This window comes from Chryseobacterium sp. RR2-3-20 (assembly GCF_017808115.1).
In the GTDB taxonomy this organism is placed as follows: Bacteria; Bacteroidota; Bacteroidia; order Flavobacteriales; family Weeksellaceae; genus Chryseobacterium; species Chryseobacterium oryzae.
The window spans coordinates 1-475 of the sequence record NZ_JADQBD010000233.1; the positions used below are offsets into that span (position 1 = coordinate 1).

Genomic DNA, 475 nt, shown 5'->3' on the forward strand with positions numbered 1-475 from the left:
AATAATGAGCAATGAGGATCATATGCGAAACGGACAGCTCAAAGCGGCCTATAATCTACAGATTTCTACGAATAAACAATTTATTTTACATTATTCCATTCATCCCAATCCTACGGATACCAAAACATTGGAGTCTCATTTAAAAGGTTTTGAGGACAGCTATCGTAAAGTTCCGAAAGAACTCGTTGCCGATGCCGGTTATGGCTCAGAAGAAAACTATAACCTGCTGAAAAATAAGAAAATAAAACCTTATGTTAAATACAATTACTTCAGAAAAGATCAAAAATCGGGACAAATAACCACTTCTCAAAACAATCCGAAGCTGGCAAAAATCAGGGAAAGGGTTTTCAAACTACTCAATACCAAAAAAGGCATCAAACTCCGAAAACAGCGATGTCACGATGTTGAACCTGTTTTTGCAGAGCTCAAACACAACAAAAACTTTAAACGCTTTATGCTTCGAGGAAAAACCAAG

Annotated in this window: 1 protein-coding gene; it reads left to right on the forward strand. The window is 36.6% G+C overall.

The window, feature by feature from the left end; all coding sequences use genetic code 11:
- Positions 1 to 22: 22 nt before the first annotated feature.
- Positions 23 to 475 (forward strand): transposase (locus tag IV513_RS15755; RefSeq protein ID WP_209391495.1); only part of this gene is annotated, 453 nt, incomplete at its 3' end.